Below are 23,764 nucleotides of genomic sequence, written 5' to 3' on the forward strand. Positions count from 1 at the left end.
CTATTATATCAAAAGGAAAACCTATGGCACTCAAAATTGCTATAAACGGATTCGGTCGCATCGGAAGATGTGTCGCCAGAATTATCGATTCTCGCGATGATGTTGAACTTGTCTGCGTGAACGACACCGCAGATCGTGCTACCACAAAACAACTACTCAAATACGATAGCGTGCACGGCGGCTTTTTAGGACATGTCGAATTGCTTGAAGATGATTATATGCAAATGGGAAAATCCAAAGTCAAAATGTTTTCTACCCGCGATGCGAAAGAGCTGAACTTTGCCGATTACGGCGTAGACGTCGTTCTTGAGTGCACGGGTGCACTCTTAACTCAAAAAGATATGCAGGTTTTTATCGATAACGGCATTAAAAAAGTCGTGCTCTCGGCTCCGGCAAAAGATGATACGCCGACCTTCGTGTTGGGTGTCAACGAAGAAGCATATGCCGGTCAAACGATTATTTCCAATGCCAGTTGTACGACCAATTGTTTGGGCCCCGTCGCTAAAATATTAGACGATGCTTTCGGCATCGACAAAGGGCTTATGACGACCGTTCACTCTTACACCAACGATCAAAATATTTTAGACGTGAAACACCGTAAAAACGATTTACGTCGAGCGCGTGCGGCGGCGGTCAATCTCATCCCGAGCAGTACGGGTGCGGCAAAAGCGATCGGTTTGGTTCTTCCTCACCTTAAAGGACGCTTACATGGACAAAGCGTGCGTGTACCGACGCCTAATGTTTCGATGGTCGATTTGAACGTTTTGTTGAAAAAAGAGACGAGCAAAGAAGAGGTCAATGCGCTTTTTAGTGAACACGCCAAAGGAAAACTCAAAGGCATTTTAGAAGTCGATACGGAGCAAAGAGTCTCTCAAGATTTTGTGACCAGTTCATGGAGTTCTGTCGTGGCACTTGATCTAACGCAAGTCATTTGCGGCGATATGGTCAAAGTTATGGCATGGTACGACAACGAGTGGGGTTATTCGACGCGTTTAGTCGATATGGCCGTTTACGTTAGCAAATAAAGTAAGGAAAACATATGATTCGTTCCATTAGAGATCTCGATATTGCAGGTAAAAAAGTTTTTATTCGGTGTGATTTCAATGTGCCTTTAGACGAGTTTGCCAATATTACCGACGATCGCAGGGTTCGTTCGGCAATTCCCACGATTCGTTATTGTTTGGATCATGGATGTTCGATTATTCTCGCGAGTCATTTAGGCAGACCTAAAGGCGCCGTGGACGAAAAATATTCGCTTGCCCCCGTTCAGATGAGGCTTAAACGTCTGTTGTCCAAAGAAGTGGTTTTAAGTTCGGACGTGATCGGCAAAGATGCGACGGAAAAAGCGGCGGCGTTGCAAGCGGGAGAAATTTTACTCTTGGAAAACCTCCGTTTTTGCAAAGGCGAGACGGCAAACGACGAAGAGTTTGCCAAAGCGCTTGCAGACATGGCGGAAGTTTATATTAACGATGCTTTCGGCGTATGCCACCGTGCGCACGCTTCGGTTGAGGCAATTACGCATTATTTTAATGAAAAATCTTCGGCGGCGGGATTTTTGCTTCAAAAAGAGATCGAATTTTCACGCAATCTATTACGCCGTCCGACCCGTCCGTTTGTCGCCGTCGTGGGCGGTAGTAAAGTCAGCGGTAAACTTCAAGCCTTAATCAACTTATTGCCTCGCGTCGATAAACTCGTGATCGGCGGCGGTATGGCGTTTACATTTTTAAAAGCGCAAGGGCTTGATATCGGAAATTCGATCGTAGAAGACGAATTGATCGATGAAGCCAATCGCGTGATGGAAGAAGCCAAGCGTTTGGGCGTCAAAATTTACCTTCCGGTCGACGTTGTTGCCGCACAAACATGCTCACAAGACGCAACGATTAAATTTGTGACGGTTCAAGAGATTCCCAAAGGTTGGATGGGGCTTGACATAGGACCTGCAACGTCACGCCTTTTTAGAGAAGCACTTGCGGATGCTCAGACGATTTTATGGAACGGCCCGATGGGCGTTTTCGAGCTTGAAAAATTTTCTAAAGGAAGTTTCAAAATGTCGCACGACATTGCTCAAGCACATGCAACGACCGTCGTAGGCGGCGGCGATACGGCCGACGTGGTGGCGCGTGCGGGAGATGCCGACGAGATGACGTTCATCTCCACGGGCGGCGGTGCAAGCTTAGAGTTGATCGAGGGAAAAGAGCTTCCCGGCGTTAAGGTTTTAAGCAAAAGCGAAAGCGAATAACGATGATTATTGCGTCCAACTTTAAAACCAATTATACAAGAGCCGGCACTAAGGCGTTTGTTCAAGCGATTCAAGCCTATATCGCACAAACAAAAAGCCGACAGCAAGTACGTATTTTTGCGCCTTTTACGGCATTGGATCGTTTTGGCGAACATGACAATCTTAAAGTAGGGGCGCAAAACTTTTATCCGGTGCAAAGCGGCTCGTATACCGGAGAAATCGGCTTTCAACAGCTTGAAGAGTTCCGAATCGAAAGCGTGTTGATCGGACACAGCGAACGCCGACATCTTTTAAAGGAATCTCAAGCTTTTATCGCGCAAAAATACGATTTTGCCAAAGCAAGAGAAGTCGAAATTATCTATTGTATCGGTGAGCCCGCCGAAATTCGCGTTCAAGGTATCGATGCGGTGATGAGTTACCTTTGGGAGCAATTTGAAGGTATCGACGTGCATTACGATCGTTTGGTCATCGCTTATGAGCCGGTTTGGGCGATCGGTACGGGTCTAAGTGCTAGCTTAGATGATATCGACGACGTTTTGAGTCGTTTGCGCGAAAAGCTTTCAAAACCTCTTTTATACGGAGGAAGCGTTAAAGCGGACAATATCGAATCTATCTTACATGTCAAAGCATGCGAAGGTGTTTTGGTCGGAACGGCAAGTTGGAATGAAAATGCTTTTTGCGAAATGATTCGCATTGCAGATCACGTGAACAAATAAGAGGAGTCAAGCATATGGTTATGAAGGGTAAAAAAGGTCTTATCGTAGGAATCGCCAATAACAAGTCCATCGCGTACGGGATTGCGAAAGCATGTCATGAACAAGGTGCGGAATTAGCATTTACGTACTTAAACGAATCGTTGGAAAAACGCGTACGTCCTATCGCTGAAGAGTTTGGAAGCGATAAAGTGTACGAGCTCGACATTAACAATCCGGCACATTTGGAAGCCCTGAGCGTTTCGTTGGAAAAAGATTTCGGAAAGATCGATTTTGTTGTTCACTCCGTTGCGTATGCCCCTAAAGAAGCGCTGAGCGGTCATTTTATCGATACGACAAAAGAAGCGTTTGACGTTGCACTTGGAACATCCGCATATTCATTGGTTTCGCTTTCTCGGGCATGTTTACCCGTATTGAACGACAACGGCTCTATCTTAACGCTCTCGTATTTAGGCGGACCGCGCTACGTACCGCATTACAACGTGATGGGTGTTGCCAAAGCGGCACTTGAAGCGAGCGTACGCTATCTTGCGGTGGATTTAGGAAGTCGTGGTATTCGCGTTAACGCTATTAGCGCCGGACCGATTAAAACGTTGGCGGCAAGCGGAATCGGCGATTTTAGAATGATTCTTCGTTGGAACGAAACCAATGCGCCTCTTCGTAAAAACGTGACGACCGATGAAGTCGGCAACAGCGGTATGTATCTTCTCAGCGATCTTTCCAGCGGCGTTACGGGCGAGATTCATTACGTGGATGCGGGCTACAATATCATGGGTATGGGTCGGGATGAAACCGATGAAGAAGGACATACCGTGCTTGCGTGGGATTTGCAAAAGTAAGGATTGCCTCGGATGAAAACGGTACTGCAAAAAATTTCTTACGTGGTACTAATGCTAGGTCTTATCTCTTTAATCTCTTTTGGAGCTATTCATTTAGCTCCCAACTCCTTTTTTGCGAGCGGCGAGCTCAATCCTAACATTACGCAAGAATCTTTAGAGCAACTCAAACGGGTTTACGGACTCGATCAATCCCTTTTCATGCAATTTTTTTCGTGGCTGAAAGCCATCGTGCATTTAGACTTTGGTATCTCGTTTGCAAGCGGAAAGCCGGTACGCGACGAGATTTTAGATCGGCTTGCGATTACGTTAGTTCTCAACGGTGTCAGTTTAGTTCTGGTGTTGGTCATTTCGCTTTATTTGGGCATCAAAGCGGCGATGAAACAAGGTTTTTACGACAAAAGCGTGAAACAGTTTGCCTTGATCAGTTATGCCATGCCCTCGTTTTATTTAGCACTTTTAACGATCATCGTGTTTGCGGTACGTTATAAACTTTTTCCGATTTCGGGACTGCATTCGCAAGGTCTTCCTCAAGAAGGCTGGATCGCGTATGCCGATGTTGCTTGGCATGTCGTTTTGCCTATTTTCGTGATGGTTTTTGGAGGCGTGGGAAGTTTGATTTTGTACGTTCGCAGTTTGAGTTTGGCGGTTTTAAAAAGCGACTACGTCTTTTTTGCCAAAAGCAGAGGCATTGAAGGCAAAGTGCTTTTAAGGCATTTTATTCTGCCCAATCTTGCTCCTCCGATCGTGACGATTTTAGGTTTGTCGCTACCGGGACTGATCGGAGGGAGTGTGATCTTAGAATCGATTTTTGCCATCAACGGTATGGGCTTGCTTTTTTACCAAAGTGCTTTAAGTCGTGATTATCCCGTAATTATGGGTATACTCATTATCGCTTCGTTCTTGACGCTTTTGGGCAATATGATTGCCGATTTGATCTTAGTGAAACTCAATCCACATTTTAAAAGGAGAAACATATGAAATATTTATTCCCCCTTTTTTGTATTGCGCTTTTGAGCGGTTGCGCTACTTGGGGCGGCATTAAAAAAGATGCGAAAGACGGCTATGAATGGACGAAAGAAAAGGTAAACGACGGAGCGACCTACGTCAAAGAGAAAACGGAATAACGTCTTACATGTAAAGCGAAAAAGCTTTACATGTAACGAAAATTAAAGTCCGCCGAAGAGTTTTTTCAAAGCGTCCGGATTACGTTCGGCTTGTTCAGGTGCACTTTCGCCTGATGGAAGCGCAGATGCTCCCGTGCTTGAAGATTCGTGCAGTTCGACTTCGACGCCGCACAGCATAGACGTTAGACGGATATTGATGCCGTTTTTACCGATTGCTTTTGATTTTTGATCGCTGGGAAGCGTGACGATCGCTTTGCCGTTTTGCAGTTTAACGTTGGAAATAATCGCCGGTGCCAACGTACGGGCGATGAAAATTTCCGGAACGTTTGAAAATTCGATACAGTCGATATTTTCATTATGCAACTCTTTACTCACCGCATTGATACGCACCCCTTTTGTTCCAACCGTCGCACCGACGGCATCGATGTTCGGATGCAACGAAAGTAAAGCAATCTTTGCGCGCTCTCCGGGGATTCTCGCACTACCCACGATTTTGATCATACCGTCTTTAATTTCGGGGACTTCGAGCTCTAAAAGTGATTCTAAAAATTTAGGACTGGTACGGGAAAGTTCGACGTACATGCCTTGCGATTTGTCGATAAGCACTTTGCGAATAACGCTTTTGACGACGTTGCCGACTTTAAATTTTTCGCCTTTGATACGGTTTTTTCGAGGAAGTACCGCACGAATTTCGTCGATTTCGATGTAGGTGTTTTCATCGTTATCGACGCGTACGACGGTACCGAAAACGGTTTTCCCGACCAGTTTTTGGTATTTTTCGAAAATATTGTTTTCCAAAAGGCGCTGAATATGGTATTCGAGCTCTTTTTGAAGGGTTGCCGCGGCTGTTCGACCTAAATTGTCTAAAGGTAATTCATAGGTCAGCTCATCGCCGATTTCGATTTCGGGATCGACCTCTTTGGCGTCTTTAATTGCGATAAAATTTTCATTGCCTTCTTGCAAACGTTCGTCTTCGGGTGTGACGACGAGCACTTTTTGATACAATTTAAGGGTTTTGGTCGCAGGATCGATTTCGGCGTCGTACTCGTATTGCGAGCCGTAAATTTTCTTGGCGGTTTTAACGAGTGCCACCGTAACGGTGTTCTTCACTTCATTAATATCTAACCCTTTTTCGTGAGCAATGGATTCTATAATATCAACAATTCTTTCCATAAGTATCCTTAAAAAATTAACGTATTTTACGCTTTCGATAGGTATCGCAATGATGAAAACTCAAAATTAAATCATGGAAATTTAAACGATAGCGAGCTGAGGAAAAATGATTATAGCCAAACTCTTCTTTTATTTTTCTTTATAAGAGTAAAGTAGTATGCTTTTAATGAGGAATTTATCGTAAATAAAGTATACTTCGCGATATATCTTTGTGCATAGTGAACACATACGATAATTTTTGCGATAGAAAAGAGGTTGGCAAATGGAAATTAAATTGGCAAGAAACGAAATCAACGGAAAACCCAAAACGATTACCTTAGAAAAAGTAGCCGAAATTATTGAAAAAGAGGGACAAAAAATTTTTTATTTCGACAAGGAAAACTCTCATAAAGATCTTGTCGCGCTTGTCGAGCATTTTGAGGCAAAAGGGTTGAGCGTTTATTTACGCGATATTCGTTACGGTTTAGGCGAAGGCGATTACATGTACGAAGTTCATATTTTATAAGGTCGTGTTTTGGGTATAAAAGAAGAGAAAAAGCTTTTTATTGAGACTCTAGGGTGTGCGATGAACGTTCGGGATTCCGAACATATCATCGCAGAACTCGGAAGTCTTGAAAATTATGTTCTAACGCAAAATATACAAGAAGCGGATTTAATCGTGATTAACACCTGTAGCGTGCGCGAAAAACCCGTCAGTAAACTTTTTTCAGAAATCGGAAAATACAATCTTCAAAAAAAAGCGGGTGCTAAAATCGGCGTATGCGGATGCACCGCAAGCCACTTAGGTAAAGAAATCTTTAAACGTGCCCCTTACGTCAGTTTTGTGATCGGTGCGCGTAACGTCTCTAAGATTTCAACTGCGGTTAATAACGAAAAATTTTTAAGCGTCGATACCGATTACGATGAAAGTGCTTACGCGTTTGGAGAGTATCGTAACAGTCTTTATAAGGCGTATGTCAATATCTCTATCGGCTGCGATAAAAAATGCACCTACTGCATCGTCCCGCATACCAGAGGCGAAGAGATATCTATTCCCGCCGACCTCATTTTGAACGAAGCACGCAAAGCGGCTAAAAACGGAGCAAAAGAGATTTTCTTATTGGGGCAAAACGTCAACAATTACGGAAAGCGTTTTAGCGGCAACGTACGTTTAGATATGGACTTTTCGGATCTTTTAAATCGCATTGCCGAAATTCCCGAAGTTGAGCGCATTCGCTTTACGTCTCCGCATCCTTTGCATATGGACGATAAATTTTTAGAGACGTTTGCTTCAAATCCCAAAGTCTGCAAGTCGATGCATATGCCCCTACAAAGCGGTTCAACACGCATTTTGGAGCGGATGAAACGCGGTTATAGTAAAGAGTGGTTTTTAAATCGGGCATTGAAATTGCGCGAAATGATTCCCGATGTTTCGATTAGCACCGATATTATCGTGGCATTTCCGGGTGAGAGCAACGAAGATTTTGAAGAGACGCTCGACGTGATGCGACAGGTCAAATTTGAGCAGGTATTTGCGTTTAAGTATTCCGCACGTCCTTTAACCAAAGCGGCAGAGTTTACCGATCAAATCGATTCGGAAATTGGCTCGGCGCGGTTGGAGCGACTGCAACTTTTACAAGACGACATTTTAGACGAGATCGCTTTATCGCACCTTGATAAGATCTATCCCGTGTATATCGACGAACTTCGCAATAGCGGTTATCTCGCCGGACGAAGCGACAACAACGCACTGGTTCAGATCAAAGGTGATGAAAGTTTGCTCGGTCGTACCGTCAATATTAAAATCACCAATCCTAAACGGCTTTCGCTCTATGGCGAATTGGTTCTCTAAAAAAAATCGGCGCGCATTGCTTGTGCGGGTCGCGCCGCCCGTCGTTTATCTGTTAACGAAAATTCTTTTTGCGACATGTAAAAAAGTGCTACACGAAGAGATTAACGGTGCCGATACGCCGAGTATTTATGCGGCATGGCACGGCGATATTTTAGCGATGATTTTCGGTTACCTTTATTATGCCAAACAGGTTAAAGTGGATGCGATTATTAGCCGTCATAGTGATGGAGAAATGATCGCAAGGGTGGTGGAGCTGGCCGGTGCGCAAACGATTCGCGGCAGTTCGTCTAAAGGCGGGAGCACCGTTTTACGAGCGGCTTTGCGGAGCTTGAAAAACGGACGCGACGTGGCTATCACGCCCGATGGGCCAAGAGGGCCTCGTTATTCCGTAGCGGACGGCGTGGTTATTTTAGCACAGATGCGCCGTGCTCCGATTATCGCGGTTAATTGCCGTCCGAGCTCTTTTTGGACGATGAACAGTTGGGACGCGTTTTGTATTCCCAAACCTTTTAGTACGCTTCATTTTTATTACAGTAATCCTTTTTACGTGGACGGACTGTCGCTTGAAGAGGCAAAAGCTTTGATTCAACGCGAGCTCCTTGTGCATGCGGCAAATGATTAACGGCACTCAATCGGTACGTCTTTTGCTTGCACTTTTAGAAAGCTTAAGCAAGATTAGTCTAATATATAAGCTAAAATTAACCTCTGTGAGCAAGCATGTGAATAAAAGAGACGACGTATGAGCATTAAAACGGTTCTACAAAAAAAATTTGAAAATCTTTTTGTCTCTATCGTGGTGAACGATGCCGAATGCGTTTTGCGTTGCAAGGTTCTCAAAAAAGGAGCGGTTCTCAAAACGTTTACGAAGACGTTTTCCCTCACGCTTCCGCTTGAGGCGTTGGATCAAGCACTTGAAACTTATTTGATGCATTTACAAGACGAATACCGCTTCGTTTATATCGCTTATTTATTGGATGCTTTGGGGCAAGGTGCAATCGAAGGCGTCGATAAAAAAAGCCTGCAAAGACACAATATCGATACGGAGACTACCTATTGCCTGTCGGTTCGTAATCAATGGACGGCGTATGCCGCTTCGATGGAAATTAAGAGCGTCAAAAATCTTTTTTCGGAAGCGGGTGTTGATTTTATCGTCTCTCCTTTTATCGTTTTAAGCGATTTTGTCAGCAGTCAAAAACCGAAAAATAAACCTACATGTTATCTTTTAAACGGGCATAATTTTTTTATTATGGCGGTGTTTAACGAAACGCGTCTTCATTTCGGCGCTTTCTTTAAAACGCAAAACGAATCCTCTTTTACACGTAGCAACGACCTCAACGATTGGGAGAACGAGCAAAAAGAAGAAGAAATCGTCGGTGCGGGAGAACTTCCGGAGTTGGCGCATGGCGAGACCGAACAAGAAGAGCTGGATGAACTCGGAGAGCTAAGCGATTTGGATACGATCGACGATTTACGTTCGGGCGATACCTTCTCCGACGTAGACGATAAAACGCTCGGTTTTTTCAAGGGTATTAACGAAATCAAAGAAGAAGACGTAAGTTTAGAACTTTACGGTCGGGATTTAACGATTTACAAATACTTAAAATCGTCGCTGGAAGAGTATTACCACAATCCTCTCTATCCGAGCGAATTTATCGAAGAGATCATTATTTTCGACGGTTACGAAGTCAGTTCGGACTTGATCCATCAAATCGAAGACGAACTTATGATGGACGTAGAGCTTCACAAAGTCGATATCGGCGAAAAAGTTTGTGATTTGGCGATTCGCGAGGTGTTTCAATGAAATACAGCTTTATAACGCCAAGACCAAAACCCTTTTTATCGCTTTTTAGCAAAATGTGGGTGATTTTCATTCTTTCGATGTCGGGTTTTATGCTGCTTTTCGACGGCTATCTTGCGTATGAGATCCGCTCGTTTAAAACCGGTATGGTCGATTTAACGAACGAGCGCGAAACACTTGAAAAACGCATCGACGAAGACGATGAGATTATCGGGTTGATCTTGCGTCAAAAAGCGCTTGCGGAAGAGATTTTTTCCAACAACACGCTTTTAAAAGAGAGCATGAAAAATTTGTTTGATTTGGTTCCCGATCAAATTACGCTGAAAAAAGTCGAAATGGAGCGCAACTCGTTGATCTTATATGGGGTAACGCCGACGCAAGACACGTTCAATTTTCTTTTGGCGGCGCCTTTGAAATCGATTTTTCATACCAGCAATACGAATTTTTATTTGACGAAAGAGGGATGGTATAACTTCGTCAGCGTTAATAAAATCATCGCAGAGGAGAGCATCGGTGACTAGTTTTGATCGCAGTCTTGAAAAAATAGATTTGATGAAACTCTTGCTTTTCTTGATGGTGTTTCTCGTGATAACGTTCGGGTTTATTTTTATTTTGATTATTCCCAACGTCAAAGAGTACCGCGTATTGCAAGCCGAATACAAGCGGGTTTTAGTGCATAAAACGCGCGTCGAAAACCTTTTTTTGGAGCGTGAAGCCGAACTTTCAAAGCTTAAAGCCGAGAACGTTCATGCGATTCAGGCGTTTAAACATACCTTTGCACCCGCCGAATTTATACGTTATGCCGGAAAGTTTTTTACCAACGTCTCATTGGTCGAAGTTTCAAAATCCGATTATAAAAAAGAGTTTGTCGAGTATGAGCTCAACGTGACTTCGACGCTCAAAACCCCGACGAATTTTTACAATTTCCTCGAAGGGCTTAACCGCTACAACAATATCGTGCAAGCCGATTTTCCGATTCATTTAGAATCTAACGCGCAAACGATCTCTTCAACGTTTAAAATTAAAGTTTACGACCTCAATGCAACGACGAAGGATTCAGCTCGGAAGTAAAGAGGTACGCACGAATCTTGAGGGGAATGCGTGCCTTGCGGCAGATTTCTTTAAAGGATTTGGGCATGACGGTTTTAAGAAAAGGCGCGACGTAAATTGTAGACTCGTCAAACACCACCGCAAATCTTCCGCCGACAACGCAGTCTTTGGTACGTAACACTTCATCGCGCTCGGCTTTAGAGAGGACTTTCCCTAAACATTTTAATGCTTTGTCGACACGGCGAATATTGATCAAATCATCGGCGTTTCTAGCACAGATAAAAAGATCGCCGATCCGCTTGGAACCTTCGGGTAAAAGGCGTTTAGCATCTGCTTCGAGGTAAGCAAAGCTTTGAGCGATCCCTGCTTCGTTTAAGCCAAGAAAAGGCGTTGCAAACGTATGGCGGATACGGTTGCGTAACACGGAGGTATCGTCGTTACTTGCGTCGTGAAAATACTCCACGCCTCGTTCGTCTAAAAAGTGTTCCAATGCCGCTTTGGTAAGATGCAGAAGCGGACGAACCAACATGTAAGTCTTTCGCTTCTCGTAGGTATGCATACCGAGCATCTCGACCAAACCCGCACCTTTGGAGAGTTGCATCAAAAACCACTCCAAACGATCGCCCAAATGGTGTGCCGTCACCAACGTGTCGTACCCGTAGTAGCGCATCAAGGTTTCACAACAGCCGTAACGCTCATAACGAGCCCGATGCTCAAAATTAGACGAAGAAAGCTTACATGTAAAGATAAAGTAGCGTTTACGGAAACGTGACGCAAGCGTTTTGGCATAGCGCTCTTCGTCGTCGCTTTGCGCTCGGGTTTGATAATTGACTAAGACGATATCGAAAGGGATGTTCGCTTGTTCGAGTAAAAAGAAGAGGGCGGTCGAATCGCCGCCTCCCGAAAAGGCTAAAAGATTTTTGCGGTTACGAAGAAAAGTCAGGGTTTCTTCATGCAAGAGCGGTGATGGCGGCAATGAGCTTATCTCCGGCAAGTTCGTTGATGCGCGCTTGGTAGCACGCTCCGATGCGAACGTTTTCAACGTCCGAGTCGTTGACGAGAATTTCGCCGTCGATGCTCGGCGCCCAAAGCAGTTCGCGCGCTCCCATAAAAAGCGCGTGTTCGCTGCTCTCTCCTTCGATCAGGATCGTTACGCTTTTACCGATTTCGTTTTTGAGGCTTTGCATGGTTTGCTCGGCAACGAGTTTATCGAGCTTTTTAATGCGTGCGTTGATCGTTTTGGTATCGATTTTACCTTCCATCGCATGCGCGGAAGTATCTTCTTCGTCCGAATACGCAAAGATATTGACGCGATCGAAGCGGAACGTTTTCATAAAGGCAAGCAGTTCTTCAAATTCCGCATCGCTCTCTTGCGGATGTCCGACGATAAAGCTGGTACGAATAAAACTGTTCGGTGCTTGGCGCATTAAAGTTAATTGTTCGATAATGCGCTCTTTTCCGGCACCTCGTTTCATGCGTTTGAGCATCGCATCGCTGATGTGTTGAATCGGCATATCAAAATAGTTGTGAAACAAAGGCGAAGCGATAATGCGTTCAATCAGTGCGTTGGACGTCGTTGTCGGATAGAGGTATAAAATGCGCGCGCTCTTGACGCCCTCGATGGCTTCAATCGTTTCAATGAGGCGTATCAAACCCTCTTTTTCGCCGCGGTCTCTTAAAAAGGAGCTGCTGTCTTGGGAAATAAAACTAAAATCGAAAAAGCCTTTGGCAACGAGGAAACGCACCTCTTTTTCGATCGATTCGAGCGTGCGTGAAAAGAGTTTTCCTTTAAAATTCGGAATCGCGCAAAAACTACAGGTTTGATTGCACCCCTCGGAAAGTTTGACGTAAGCATGGGCATTGGAACCCGTAATGACGCGTTCTTCTTCGTTTAAAAGATAGGTTGAGGAAGAAAAGCGATTTTGACGAAGCGCGATAATCTCGTCGATTTTGTCGTAATCGCCGACACCCGTAAAGAGATCGACTTCTTTGAGCTCATGGGTCAGCTCTTCTTTGTAACGCTCGCTCAAACATCCTGCCATTACGAGTAAAGAATTTTTTTTACGCGCTTCGTGAAGTGAAAAAATCGTATTGAGGCTCTCTTGTTTCGCAGGACCGATAAATCCGCACGTGTTGACAATGAGTACGTCGGCTTTCGCGGGATCGTCGCAAAGCTCGTACTGTTTGAGTTTGCCGAGCATGACTTCGCTGTCGACGAGGTTTTTGTTGCATCCGAGTGAGACGAGATGGAGTTTTTTCACGGGTGTCCTTAAATCCATAAATTGTCGATCAAACGCGTCGTGCCGACTTTGGCGCAGACTAAAATAATCGAATGACCGATATGTAATGTAGGTATTGTATCAAAATCGCGGTTTAAAATAACCGCATATTCGACATGTAAAGGCTTTAAGGCTTGAAGCATCGCCGCTTGAATCACGGAAATATCGCGTTCTCCCTTCATAACCAAATAGGTTGCGCATTTGAGCGACTCGCACAGTTTTAAAGCTTCACGGCGTTCTTCGGGATTTAAATAGGCGTTACGGCTCGAAAGTGCCAATCCGTCGTCTTCGCGGATAATTTCGCACGGAACGATCGTGATGTCCAAAAAGAGGCTTTTGATCATGTTTTGAATGAGATAGAGTTGTTGAGCATCTTTTTTCCCGAAATACGCCCGCGTCGGCTTGGTCAGGTTGAACAATTTTAAAACGACGCGCAAAACGCCGTCAAAGTGTCCCGGACGCGCCAATCCTTCCAAAATGTAGGCTTTGGAGCTAGGGGCGTGAATCGTCGGTTCGATCGTCGCGTACATCTCCTCGGGTCGTGGCATAAAAAGCACGTCGACACCCGCCAATTCGCAAATTTTAATATCGGCTTCGGGTTTTCTAGGGTATTTGTCGAGATCTTCTCCGGGTAAAAATTGCGTCGGATTGACGAAAATCGAAACGATCGTATGATCGTTTTGCGCCGTGGATTGTTGAAGGAGAGAGAGATGTCCGTTGTGCAGCGCTCCCATCGTCGGAACCAGTCCTACCGAACCTTGAAGTTCGGCACGCGCGGCAATGAGCTCGCTTAAGGTATGTACTATTTTCATTTTAGGCACTTTTGAGTAAAATAATAGACTTCTTTAACGATCCAAGACGTCGATGGGGCGTTAGAGGTTTGAGAAGTCTCTTTGAAAGAGCGTATTATAGCAAAAGGAAAGTATTTGGATAATTACGAGTATACGGAACTGCTCAAAAAATTGACCACAAAAGTCGATAATATCGCGCAGATCATTAAACCAAACGAAATTCAAACACGCCTCGACGAAATAGAAGCGATTGAACACGATCCCGAATTTTGGAACGATGCCAAAAAAGCGGGCGAAATTCAAAAAGAAAAACGCGCGTTAAACTCCTTGCTGGATCGTTATATAAAAGCCAAAACCGTCGTAGACGATGCGGGCGATTTGTACGAAATGGCGAACGCGGAAAATGACGAGGCGACGATCGAAGAGCTTTTTAAAGATGCGGAGCATTTGGAAACGCACATTACCGATCTTGAAATCGCCATGATGTTAAGCGGCGAGAACGACGGTAACGACGCCATTATCTCGATTCATCCTGGTGCGGGTGGAACGGAAAGCCAAGACTGGGCGAGTATTTTGTACCGTATGTACTTGCGCTGGGCGGAGCGATGCGGCTTTAAAGTCGAAGTCTTAGACTACCAAGAGGGCGAAGAAGCGGGCATTAAGGACGTGAGTTTTATTATCCGCGGAGAAAACGCTTACGGCTACCTCAAAGTCGAAAACGGCATTCATCGTTTGGTGCGTATTAGCCCTTTTGACGCGAACGCCAAACGTCACACGTCGTTTAGCTCGGTGATGGTTTCTCCCGAAGTGGACGACGATATCGACATCGTCATCGACGAAAAAGATTTGAAAGTCGATACCTATCGCTCCGGCGGTGCGGGAGGTCAACATGTCAATAAAACCGACAGTGCGATTCGTATTACCCACCTTCCCACCGGTATCGTCGTACAGTGTCAAAATGATCGTTCACAGCATAAAAACCGCGCATCGGCGATGAAAATGCTTAAATCGCGTTTATACGAGTTGGAACTTGAAAAACAACAAGCCGAAAAAGACGGTATCGAAAAGAGCGAAATCGGTTGGGGACATCAGATTCGCAGTTACGTTTTAGCGCCTTACCAACAAGTTAAAGACAATCGAAGCAATATCGCCTATTCGCAAGTCAACAACATTCTCGACGGCGATATTTCCAAAGTAATCGAAGACGTGCTAATCGCACAAAAACGCCAATGACGTGTTGCGCAATCAATTTTGCAAGAAGTAAAAGCACCGAAGGTGCGTGGGCACTCTGCCAAAGAGAACCCAGTGTTAACGTAGCTTTTAGAGCTTAGCTCTAAAGGCGTGATAAAGATAAAAAAGCACCGAAGGTGCGCTGGGCATTGCGTCTGGCAAAACCCAGTGTTAACGTAGTCTTTGGAGCTTTGCTTCAAAGGCGTGATAAAGATAAAAACAACCCAATTTATAAGGAGAAACGATGCATAAACAGGCTATTTTAACGCAACTTGGATACGGGTTAACCCCAAGTACCGAAGCGCAATTGGATCGCGTGATCGCTCATACCGTAGGATTCGAAAACGTTGAAAAACACCTCATTGCTCTGCATGACGCACTCAAGGCATACCACGGTTTTGTAGCGCTTTCCAGCAACAAAGATTATTTTAAAATTAAAAACGAAGCACCCAGTAGCGAAATGATCGAAGAAGTCAACGATATGATCTTGAAATGGTCGGCCAAGTACAAAATTACGGTGGAAAAAGTTCCTAACAAAAATACCTATTACGTGATAGGTTATAAATCCTAAATAAAGGCACTTTATGTCGAGTACAAAATACCTTATCGGTGGAGGCGTTGTCATCGCGGCACTCGCGCTAACGCCTCTTTACATCTCTTCGCGCGTGGACGCAAAGCTCGATGAGACAAAACGCTTTCTCGAAGGACACGGTTTTAAACAGGAGATGCTCTCAAAAAACGGTTACGTAAACGGTACGCGTACGTTCACTCTTGAAATCGACGATGCCGCTAAAGTGCGTGATTTTATACTCGACACGTTGGTTGCGAAAAATCCGCAATACGCTATTTTGGCGCAAGGTTTGACGCAAGAAGACGATGCGGATATTCGCGAGGTACTGGACGGTTTGAGTTTTAAAGGCGAAGTCGTTTGTTCGCATCTTTTGCCAAGCGACGTAACCGTCTCTTTAGCCTTAGCGAAATTGCCTCGCTCGGCTCAAGAGTCTTTGTCTCAAAATCCGGACGTTGCCAAAGTGCTCAATCCGATCGTCGATAAAGGCGCGTTGGCGTTTACGATGATTTTTGGAAGCGACGAACGTCTCAAATCGTTTGCGATGAAAGACATCAAAGAAGAGTTGGCGATGAAAGAGGGAACGGTGCAAATCGACACCTCCGGCAATGCGCTGACGCTTCATGAGCGCGCCGGCGTCATGCAAGGGGTTTTGGGTATTCAAAAACAACTATTCGGCGTGAATGCATCCGATTTGACGCTGCAAAGTCGTTTAGAAAATCTTCGCTATACGTTTGATTATAAAGACGATCTTAACAACAAAGGCGACTTCTCGTTGGGCAGTTACCTGCTTTCGATCAAAGAGCCTTACAGCACTCTTAACATGTCGCTTGGCGGGATGAAAATTATGAGCAGTGCGGAAGAAAGCAACAAGCAATGGAACGCCAAAGCCGAATACGCTTTAAACGGGCTTAACGCTGCTTCCAACGCAGAGTCGGTTTCGCTGGAAACGCTCAATGCGACGCTTGCCTTAAAAGGCGTCGATGCCGCAACGATTAAAAAGCTTCAAAACGATTACAATCGGCTGATGCTAGCACCTCAAGGCGGCGGTGAGCAGGCTTTAGTCGGCGACGTAAGCGAATTGATCCGTCACGGACTAAAATTGGACTTTAACGTCGGACTTAAAAATATGCGCGGTGTTCTTGCCCTTAAAGACGTGACGCTCACTTCGACGTTGCAAATTCCTCAAAACGACTTTGACGCCAATAACAACCCTCTTTCCGCCGTGACGCTTTTGGACGTGAGTGCTAAGTTTAAGTTGCATAAAGACGATCGCACGACGTTGGAAGCTCTGAACCTAACCGCGCCTTCGGATTTTGCGCTAGGTAAAGCCGAGGGTGATTTTTTCGTGTACGACATTGCCTTTAAAAAAGGCGTTTTAAGCGTTAACGATCAGGCGATCCAATAAAACGATGCAACCGCAACGTTCGCTCTTAAACAGTTTTACTTTGGCTCTTGGAGATACGCTTTCTCCAAGGGTTCTTCTTGTGTCGCTTCTCTCGTTTGTCTTAACCCTTCTTTTTTTCATCGCGATGATTTGGCTGAGTTTCGGCGGTATCGGCGCGTTAAGCGTTTGGCTCGGCGAGTGGCTTCAAGGCTTTGAGGGCAATTTCGAACAAACGTGGCTTTTTAGCCTTATTTCGCTTTTTGTTATCACGAAAACCGTCGTCGGCATTCTTTTTTTTATCACATCGATGTTGGTGGTGTACTATCTGTTTTTGATGGTTTATTCTATCATCGTCGGATTGTTCGCGGGATACTTTATCCAAGAGATCGGGAAGACCTACTACCCGAACGTTCACATGAGAGCCATGGCATTATTTTCGTATTTGGGATTTGTCGCCAAAACGCTTTTGATTACGGGAGTCTTGTTAATCCTTTTGTTGCCTCTGGCGTTGATCCCCGTTTTTAATTTTATCCTGCTCGTTCCCGTTTTTTACATGTTTCATAAACTTTTGGTTCTTGACGTATCGTCGTTACTGAATTCAAAAGAGGAGTATTTACGCTTGAAAGGTCGTTATGCCGCTTCGATGCGCGGAATCTCTTTGGTGTGCTTCGCTTTAACGTTGATTCCGGTATTTGGCGTGTTAATCTATCCTTACTACGTGATCGTGATGAGCCATTTTCTATTTCAAAAAACCCAAGAGATCAGAGCCCTTTAACGAACGGGCTCGAAAATACCTTTTTGTCGATTTTTATAAAGTAGGTTATAGGGTGCGACGCGACCGTGCATACCGATGTAAATTCCCGCCTGATTATTACACATAATATCGCCTAAAACCATCGCAAAATTAGCGGTTGCTTCGACGGTATCGATGTGAAAAGGAACCATCGCTCCGGTCAACGTTACGATTTTATCTTTGACATGTAAGGCAAGAAAAGCCGCGCTGACGTCCATCGTGTCGGTACCGTGAAGGATAATGACTTTACGATGGGAAGAGGCTTGAACGGTTTGAAGCAGTAAAGCTCGATCCTCATCGTTCATCTCGAGGCTGTCTTTATGAATGATGTTGACGAGTTCGTAAGCGGTATTGTAGCAGTAGCGTAAAATCGCTTCGGGTGCGACACCGTCTTTGGGAACTTCGAGCTCGCCTTTGAGCGGATTGTAGCGTTTGTTAAACGTTCCGCCCGTGTTGATGATAAGTATTTTTTCCATGGTTAAACTTTTTGACGAATTTGAATTTTTTGCGCCACAAAAAGATCGGTCGCTTTTTGTACGAACGGCGTATTTAAAATTTCCGTAGCATCCAACTCTTTTTGCATGCTCATCATCGCTCCCGTTGCACAACTTTCGCTTTGCGGCGCACCTTCAAACGTCGTATTTTCGATCATCGAATAGTTGCTGTCGTCTTCTAAAGGCAGATCCTCGAGCATCGCCGAGGGTTCATGTGTCAAAGGTGCGGGTGCGGCAATTTGCGTTGCGGGAGCATCGGTTTTAACGATTTTGATTTGGCTTTCAAAGCCGAAAACGTCTTGGACGAAATGTCGGATAATTGCCGAGTTGTGTTTTAAAATTTTTGCGGATTCGTCTTTAGCGCTGGAATTGAGCGTTAAGACGTGATCTTGAAAACGCTCGAAACGAATATATTTTTGAAAACATTCGCCGAGTTCGACGTTGCGATCGAGTAGTTTTTCGCATAAACGCGCATACAGTTGCGCATCGGTAACGCCGTGATCTTGAACGCCGGTAGGCTCTGTCTCTTTTGGAGTCTCTTTAAGAGGTACGTCTTCATGCTGCTCCGATGACTCCGTTGTAGCGGCGGGCAAACGAAACTTCTCTTTTTCCAACGAGTCGATCATCTCTTCGATGGTTTTAATGTTGGTAGCCTCGACCATTTTAAACAACACCAACGAAAGCACGAAGCCGTTGTCGGCATTGATGTAAAGAAGGCTTTTGGCTTCGCTAAGAATTTTGAAAAAACGTTCGTACAAAAGGGTCGAAAAGCGTCGATCTTGTTCGAAAAAAGCGTTTTTCAAATAGGCGATCAATTCGTCGAGAACCACTTCGCACTCATAGCTCTCCAACTCTTTAATCATTGCCAAGAGTTCGAGTTTGTTACGGTTTAAAATCGCCGTAAACAAGATGTCGAGTTGCTTGGGATCTAAAAGTCCGAGCATCGAAGCCACGTTTTCGGGCGTAATGTAGCCTTTTGAAAAGATAATCGCTTGATCGAGTAGGGTCAACGTGTCGCGCAGCGAACCGTTTCCGGCACGTGAAATCATCTCGAGAGCCTCTTTTTCGTACTCAATGTTTTCAAGGTTGAGAATATGGCAGAGGTGGTTGACGACGTCGCTTTGTTTGATTTGCTTAAAACGAAAGTGTTGCACACGCGATAAGATCGTTGCGGGGAGTTTTAAAGGATCGGTCGTCGCCAAAATAAATTTGACGTAACTTGGGGGCTCTTCCAAGGTTTTTAAGAGCGCATTGAACGCTTGCGTGGTTAACATGTGAACTTCATCGATGATGAAAATCTTGAAACGTGCGCTTGAGGGTTTGTACTTGGTGCTTTCGATGAGCTCGCGTATGTCGTCGATGCCGCGGTTAGAAGCCGCGTCCATTTCAATAATATCGATGTGACGGTTTTCGTTCGCGCTGAGGCAGTGTTCGCAGGTTTCACACGGCGTCGAAGTCGGGCCGTTTTCGCACACCAAGGCTTTGGCAAAAATGCGCGCGGTCGAGGTTTTACCGCTTCCGCGAAGTCCCGAGAAAAGGTAGGCGTGTGAAAGCCTATCTTGATTGAGGGCTAAAGAGAGCGTCTGTGCGATCGCTTCTTGGCCGATCAACTTGTCAAACGAAGAGGGGCGATATTTGAGGGCAAGTACTTGTGACACGACGCTACCTTTGTAAAAAATTATTCATTCATGATCGATAAAAGCTCTTCGTTGTCTTTGGTTTTGAGCATCTTGGCGTAAAGGAATTTGAGGGCTTCCACGTCGTCCATTTGGTTGATCGCACTGCGAAGCGCCCATACTTTTTGAAGCGTGTCGGGGCTTAAAAGAAGCTCTTCTTTACGCGTTCCCGATTTCATAATGTTAATCGCCGGATAGATACGACGATCGGAAATATTGCGATCTAAAACGATCTCGCTGTTACCCGTACCTTTGAATTCTTCAAAGATAACTTCATCCATGCGGCTTCCCGTTTCGATCAGCGCGGTGGAGATAATGGTCAAACTACCGCCGTCTTCGATGTTTCTTGCCGCGCCGAAAAAGCGTTTGGGTTTGTGAAGGGCATTGGCGTCAACGCCGCCGCTCAAAACTTTACCGCTGGAAGGCGTGACGGTGTTGTACGCACGAGCAAGTCTGGTGATCGAGTCCAGCAAGATGATAACGTCTTTGCCCATCTCGACGCGACGTTTGGCTTTTTCGATAACGAGGTTGGCGACGCGTACGTGATTGGAAGCGGGCATATCAAAGGTTGAGCTATAGACTTCGCCTTGAACGCAACGTTGCATATCGGTGACCTCTTCGGGACGCTCGTCGACGAGTAAAACGATGAGTTCGGACTCGGGATGATTGCGTGCGATACCGTGTGCGAGCTCTTTCATCAATTCGGTTTTACCGCTTCTAGGAGGTGCGACGATCAGGCCGCGCTGACCTTTACCGATCGGGGTAAAAAGATCGAGTACGCGTCCGGTAATTTTCATCGGATCGTATTCGAGTTTGATTTTTTCGGTGGGGTAAAGCGGTGTGAGGTTTTCAAAAAGAGGACGTTTTTTGCTCTCCGTCATCGGGAGATAGTTGATCGCTTCGATTTTTAAAAGCGCGTAGTAACGCTCTTGATCTTTGGGCGGTCTGACTTGTCCGGTAACGATGTCGCCCGTTCGGAGGGCAAATTTTTTAACTTGCGTACTGCTGACGTAAGCGTCGTTTGCGCTATCGGAAAAGTTGGCGTCCATCGCACGCAAAAAGCCGTATCCCTCGCCTGCGATCTCTAAGATACCCGTAAAAAGAATAAATCCGCCTTGGTTGACTTGAGATTTTAAAATCTCAAACATCAAATCTTGGCGTTTGAGTTCATTGGGATTTTCGATGCCCAGTTCGGTAGCAATTTCAAGAAGTTTTTCTAAAGGCGTGGTTCGTAAGCTTTCGATTTTATAGCCGTCAACGGGAACGTGGGTGCGTGATTTGTTATAGTACGTCGGTTTTGCTTGTCCGTTGGTTGGCGCCTGATTTGCGCAAGGTTGGGGTTGCGTCGTCGCTTGGGAGGGAGTCGTTCCGCTCATTGTGCCTTCTTTGTTGTTAGTTTGATCGTTCATGAAGCTAGAGTCTCTGGTAGGGTAGATGCCCAAAAATAGAGTTGCTTGAGTCGATTTTTATGAGACTACTTTGTGAGAAATCTAAAAAGTAGCGATGGCGTAATTTTAGTCAAAGTGGCAAGATTTGTCAAGGTGGGCTAAAGAGAAAAAAGATAGAATGGCGCTTATCATTTTGGGTAAAAAGAAGTAAAAAAATGAATGATTTAGTGCATTTAGCGATTATCATGGACGGTAACGGAAGATGGGCAAAGCGTCAGGGAAAAGAGCGTTCGTTTGGCCATAAAGAAGGGGCTAAAAAGGTTCGCGAAATTACCAAATATGCCGCAAAAATGGGCATCAAATACCTTACCCTCTACGCGTTTAGCACCGAAAACTGGAATCGCCCCAAAGCGGAAGTCGGTATTTTGATGAAGCTACTCTCCAAGTATTTGCACAGTGAAATTCCCACGCTTTTAGAACACAATATCCGTTTCGACGTCATCGGCGATATGAGCCGATTTTCTGCGACGTTACAAAAAGAGATTGCCTACGCTAAAGAGAAAACCGCGCATTGTACGGGCTTGACACAAGTTTTGGCGATTAATTACGGTGCGCAAGACGAGATCGTTCGTGCCGTTTCCAAACTCTTACATGTAAGAAGCGACGTGAGCAAAGAGAGCCTTGAAGCATGCTTGGATACGGCGGGTATGCCACCTGTGGATCTGCTCATTCGCACGGGCGGCGATTGCAGGCTTTCAAATTTTTTATTGTGGCAAGCGGCGTACGCAGAGCTTTTTTTCAGTAAAACGCTGTGGCCGGACTTTTCGGTCGGAGAGCTCGAAACCGTCGTTTCGGAATACCAACATACCGAAAGGCGTTTCGGCGGCGTCATCGAACAATAATTCCTCAAAAGTCTTGATTGAGATCAATCAATGACATAAACATAACCTCTTGCTAAGATGCTGAAAATTTTTGAAAGAGGATAAAATATGTCTTTAAACATGTTATGTGATCAATGCTCTATGAGTGCTATCGGTGGCTGTGGTTCTAAAGGTCAAGATATGGGAACGTGTGGCAAAGATGCCAACTTGGCGAAACTTCAAGACATCATGATTTACGGTCTTAAAGGTCTGAGTGCCTATAGAACACACGCCAATGAATTTGGTGCTGACACCAAAGAGGTCGATGACGTCATCGCTCAAACCCTTTACTTCACCCTCACTAATGTCAACTTCAACTTTGACGACCACATCGCTCAACTTATGAAAATCGGCTCTGCTGGTGTTAAAATGATGGACATCCTAAGTGATGCACACACCTCTCACCTTGGCGTTCCAACGCCTGTGAGCATTTCTCAAAACAAGGCTGAGGGCAAAGGCATCTTAGTAAGCGGTCACAACCTTGACATGCTTTTAGAGCTTCTCAAACAAACAGAGGGAAAAGGCATCAACATCTACACCCACTCTGAGATGATCCCAGCGCACGGTTACCCTGAACTTCGCAAATACACGCATCTTAAGGGTAACATCGGTAAATCATGGTTTGACCAAACCAAACTCTTTGAGCAATGGGGTGGAACCATCATCGTGAACACCAACTGTATCGTTCCTCCAAAATCAAACTCAACCTATATTGATAGACTCTACACATACGACATCGTCGGCATCAAAGAGGGCAAAAAAATTCACAATAACGACTTTAGCGAAGTCATCGCTCAAACGCTTTCTTTGCCTGATGTAACAGGATTTGACAGTGAAGAGACACTCGTAACAGGTCACCACTATAAAACCATCCTTGGTCTTGCGCCTCAAATTCTTGAAGCAGTTCAAGCAGGCAAAATCAGCCAGTTCTTCGTTATCGCAGGTTGTGACGCTCCAGGAAGTGGCGGCGAATACTACCGAAAAATGGCAGAGAGCCTCCCCAATGACTGTGTGATTTTGACCTCAAGTTGCGGTAAATTTAGATTTAACGACATCGACTTTGGAACGGTTGCAGACACTGGCATTCCTCGTTACCTAGACCTTGGTCAATGCAACGACAGCAACGGTGCTGTTCACATCGCACTTGCTCTTGCTGGCGCACTTGGTGTGACTGTACATGACTTACCAGTCTCTATCGTACTTAGCTGGATGGAGCAAAAAGCAGTTCTGATCCTTCTAGGACTCTTTAGCCTTGGCATCAAAAACATCTACCTCGGACCAAAACCACCACAATTTGTCAATGACGACATCTTCGCCTTCTTGCAAGAGAACTTTAACTTGCATTTGACCGATGACGCGCCATCTGACACTGAGAAATTATTGATTAAAAAACCTGCGTAAATCTTTACATGTAAAGATGGGGAAGCTTCGAGAGAAGCTTTTCCAAACTTCTAGCTCCTTCATCTTTCTT

General features: G+C 45.1%; 25 protein-coding genes. 18 read left to right on the top strand and 7 right to left on the bottom strand.

Annotated elements, in window-relative coordinates; translation table 11 throughout:
* The first annotated feature begins 23 nt into the window (after positions 1-23).
* From gap to OA34_RS13455, 6 genes are read left to right on the top strand one after another with little or no spacing between them, the layout of a single operon-like run.
* Positions 24-1,025 carry a type I glyceraldehyde-3-phosphate dehydrogenase gene (gap, locus tag OA34_RS02340; protein ID WP_039672207.1) on the top strand — a complete coding sequence of 334 codons (1,002 nt, stop codon included), beginning with the start codon at positions 24-26 and terminating at the stop codon, positions 1,023-1,025.
* Between the two features lie 14 nt (positions 1,026-1,039).
* Positions 1,040-2,239: a phosphoglycerate kinase gene (locus tag OA34_RS02345; RefSeq protein WP_039672208.1), complete on the top strand. Its 1,200-nt coding sequence runs from the start codon at positions 1,040-1,042 to the stop codon at positions 2,237-2,239.
* Between the two features lie 2 nt (positions 2,240-2,241).
* Positions 2,242-2,955, top strand: coding sequence for a triose-phosphate isomerase (locus tag OA34_RS02350; RefSeq protein WP_039672209.1), 714 nt, complete (start codon positions 2,242-2,244; stop codon positions 2,953-2,955).
* Positions 2,956-2,969: 14 nt separating this feature from the next.
* Positions 2,970-3,791 carry an enoyl-ACP reductase FabI gene (gene fabI, locus OA34_RS02355; protein WP_039672210.1) on the top strand — a complete coding sequence of 274 codons (822 nt, stop codon included), beginning with the start codon at positions 2,970-2,972 and terminating at the stop codon, positions 3,789-3,791.
* A 12-nt stretch (positions 3,792-3,803) separates the two neighbouring features.
* Positions 3,804-4,769 (top strand): ABC transporter permease, encoded by a 966-nt coding sequence (locus OA34_RS02360; RefSeq protein ID WP_039672211.1) that lies wholly within the window; start codon positions 3,804-3,806, stop codon positions 4,767-4,769.
* A complete protein-coding gene (locus OA34_RS13455; RefSeq protein WP_173636964.1) occupies positions 4,766-4,915 on the top strand; it encodes a hypothetical protein in 150 nt (49 codons plus the stop codon). The genes OA34_RS02360 and OA34_RS13455 overlap by 4 nt, the downstream gene beginning before the upstream one ends.
* A 42-nt stretch (positions 4,916-4,957) precedes the next feature.
* Here OA34_RS13455 and nusA read toward each other — a convergent pair whose 3' ends face one another.
* Positions 4,958-6,088, bottom strand: coding sequence for a transcription termination factor NusA (gene nusA, locus OA34_RS02365; RefSeq protein WP_039672212.1), 1,131 nt, complete (start codon positions 6,086-6,088; stop codon positions 4,958-4,960).
* Positions 6,089-6,350: 262 nt separating this feature from the next.
* Between nusA and OA34_RS02370 the strand changes: the two genes are divergently transcribed.
* The 6 genes from OA34_RS02370 (at position 6,351) to OA34_RS02395 (ending at position 10,788) form a co-directional block, all read left to right on the top strand.
* Entirely contained in the window at positions 6,351-6,593 is a 243-nt protein-coding gene (locus OA34_RS02370; RefSeq protein WP_039672213.1) for an HP0268 family nuclease, read from the top strand.
* A 9-nt stretch (positions 6,594-6,602) separates the two neighbouring features.
* Positions 6,603-7,919 (top strand): tRNA (N6-isopentenyl adenosine(37)-C2)-methylthiotransferase MiaB, encoded by a 1,317-nt coding sequence (gene miaB, locus OA34_RS02375; protein WP_256497248.1) that lies wholly within the window; start codon positions 6,603-6,605, stop codon positions 7,917-7,919.
* Positions 7,900-8,541: a lysophospholipid acyltransferase family protein gene (locus OA34_RS02380; RefSeq protein ID WP_039672214.1), complete on the top strand. Its 642-nt coding sequence runs from the start codon at positions 7,900-7,902 to the stop codon at positions 8,539-8,541. Before miaB ends, OA34_RS02380 begins: the two co-directional genes overlap by 20 nt.
* Before the next feature lie 117 nt (positions 8,542-8,658).
* On the top strand, positions 8,659-9,720 hold the full coding sequence (locus OA34_RS02385; protein WP_039672215.1) for a DUF8341 domain-containing protein: 1,062 nt from the start codon (positions 8,659-8,661) through the stop codon (positions 9,718-9,720).
* Entirely contained in the window at positions 9,717-10,238 is a 522-nt protein-coding gene (locus OA34_RS02390) for a PilN family protein (protein WP_039672216.1), read from the top strand. Before OA34_RS02385 ends, OA34_RS02390 begins: the two co-directional genes overlap by 4 nt.
* Positions 10,231-10,788: a hypothetical protein gene (locus tag OA34_RS02395; RefSeq protein ID WP_039672217.1), complete on the top strand. Its 558-nt coding sequence runs from the start codon at positions 10,231-10,233 to the stop codon at positions 10,786-10,788. The genes OA34_RS02390 and OA34_RS02395 overlap by 8 nt, the downstream gene beginning before the upstream one ends.
* Here OA34_RS02395 and tilS read toward each other — a convergent pair.
* Genes tilS through panC form a run of 3 tightly spaced genes read right to left on the bottom strand, consistent with a single transcriptional unit; the run spans position 10,754 to position 13,858 of the window.
* On the bottom strand, positions 10,754-11,743 hold the full coding sequence (tilS, locus tag OA34_RS02400; protein ID WP_286682809.1) for a tRNA lysidine(34) synthetase TilS: 990 nt from the start codon (positions 11,741-11,743) through the stop codon (positions 10,754-10,756). The genes OA34_RS02395 and tilS overlap by 35 nt on opposite strands.
* Entirely contained in the window at positions 11,718-13,028 is a 1,311-nt protein-coding gene (rimO, locus tag OA34_RS02405) for a 30S ribosomal protein S12 methylthiotransferase RimO (protein WP_039672219.1), read from the bottom strand. The genes tilS and rimO overlap by 26 nt, the downstream gene beginning before the upstream one ends.
* An 8-nt stretch (positions 13,029-13,036) precedes the next feature.
* Positions 13,037-13,858, bottom strand: coding sequence for a pantoate--beta-alanine ligase (panC, locus tag OA34_RS02410; protein WP_039672220.1), 822 nt, complete (start codon positions 13,856-13,858; stop codon positions 13,037-13,039).
* A gap of 114 nt (positions 13,859-13,972) precedes the next feature.
* Between panC and prfB the strand changes: the two genes are divergently transcribed.
* The 4 genes from prfB to OA34_RS02430 all read left to right on the top strand — a co-directional run bounded on the left by prfB (position 13,973) and on the right by OA34_RS02430 (position 17,797).
* Positions 13,973-15,070, top strand: a complete 1,098-nt coding sequence (prfB, locus tag OA34_RS02415) for a peptide chain release factor 2 (protein WP_039672221.1) — start codon at positions 13,973-13,975, stop codon at positions 15,068-15,070.
* A 241-nt stretch (positions 15,071-15,311) separates the two neighbouring features.
* On the top strand, positions 15,312-15,638 hold the full coding sequence (locus OA34_RS02420; protein ID WP_039672222.1) for a hypothetical protein: 327 nt from the start codon (positions 15,312-15,314) through the stop codon (positions 15,636-15,638).
* A gap of 13 nt (positions 15,639-15,651) precedes the next feature.
* Entirely contained in the window at positions 15,652-17,043 is a 1,392-nt protein-coding gene (locus OA34_RS02425; RefSeq protein ID WP_039672223.1) for a DUF945 family protein, read from the top strand.
* A gap of 4 nt (positions 17,044-17,047) precedes the next feature.
* Positions 17,048-17,797 carry an EI24 domain-containing protein gene (locus OA34_RS02430; RefSeq protein ID WP_039672224.1) on the top strand — a complete coding sequence of 250 codons (750 nt, stop codon included), beginning with the start codon at positions 17,048-17,050 and terminating at the stop codon, positions 17,795-17,797.
* Here the strand turns inward: OA34_RS02430 and OA34_RS02435 are convergent.
* The 3 genes from OA34_RS02435 to rho are packed head-to-tail and all read right to left on the bottom strand — an operon-like array spanning position 17,794 to position 21,361.
* Positions 17,794-18,291 carry an asparaginase domain-containing protein gene (locus OA34_RS02435; RefSeq protein ID WP_039672225.1) on the bottom strand — a complete coding sequence of 166 codons (498 nt, stop codon included), beginning with the start codon at positions 18,289-18,291 and terminating at the stop codon, positions 17,794-17,796. The two genes, OA34_RS02430 and OA34_RS02435, sit on opposite strands and share 4 nt — an antisense overlap.
* Before the next feature lie 2 nt (positions 18,292-18,293).
* Positions 18,294-19,967 (bottom strand): DNA polymerase III subunit gamma/tau, encoded by a 1,674-nt coding sequence (locus tag OA34_RS02440; RefSeq protein WP_286682810.1) that lies wholly within the window; start codon positions 19,965-19,967, stop codon positions 18,294-18,296.
* A gap of 20 nt (positions 19,968-19,987) precedes the next feature.
* The gene (gene rho / locus OA34_RS02445; RefSeq protein WP_039672227.1) at positions 19,988-21,361 is read right to left on the bottom strand and encodes a transcription termination factor Rho; all 1,374 of its coding nucleotides are present in this window, start codon (positions 21,359-21,361) and stop codon (positions 19,988-19,990) included.
* Positions 21,362-21,588: 227 nt separating this feature from the next.
* Here rho and OA34_RS02450 point away from each other — a divergent pair, with 227 nt between their 5' ends.
* Entirely contained in the window at positions 21,589-22,275 is a 687-nt protein-coding gene (locus OA34_RS02450; RefSeq protein ID WP_039672228.1) for a di-trans,poly-cis-decaprenylcistransferase, read from the top strand.
* A gap of 87 nt (positions 22,276-22,362) precedes the next feature.
* A complete protein-coding gene (gene hcp, locus OA34_RS02455) occupies positions 22,363-23,694 on the top strand; it encodes a hydroxylamine reductase (RefSeq protein ID WP_039672229.1) in 1,332 nt (443 codons plus the stop codon).
* Positions 23,695-23,764: the final 70 nt, after the last annotated feature.

The organism is Sulfurospirillum sp. MES (assembly GCF_000789415.1).
Lineage (GTDB): Bacteria > Campylobacterota > Campylobacteria > Campylobacterales > Sulfurospirillaceae > Sulfurospirillum > Sulfurospirillum cavolei.